The 203-nt window shown below is 51.7% G+C and carries 1 tRNA gene; it reads right to left on the bottom strand.

Going from position 1 to position 203, the window contains the following annotated elements:
* Nucleotides 1-4: 4 nt before the first annotated feature.
* Nucleotides 5-80: transfer RNA gene (locus tag OGY67_RS00005), tRNA-Gly, on the bottom strand.
* Nucleotides 81-203 lie beyond the last annotated feature (123 nt).

Here is a 203-nt window from a genome sequence, read left to right on the forward strand (position 1 = left end):
AATTTGGAGCGGGAAACGAGACTCGAACTCGCGACCCCGACCTTGGCAAGGTCGTGCTCTACCAACTGAGCTATTCCCGCTTAATCTTCGTCTTTCGAACCACTACTGCGTTGGCTGCCTTCACTCGCCTGAGTCACTTACTTCAGTAAGCTCCTAAGGACTCATTCAGTTGCCGCCTTGTCGCAATTCGAAATCCTGCGATT

It is taken from the genome of Citrobacter sp. Cpo015 (assembly GCF_030333035.1).
GTDB lineage: Bacteria > Pseudomonadota > Gammaproteobacteria > Enterobacterales > Enterobacteriaceae > Citrobacter > Citrobacter portucalensis.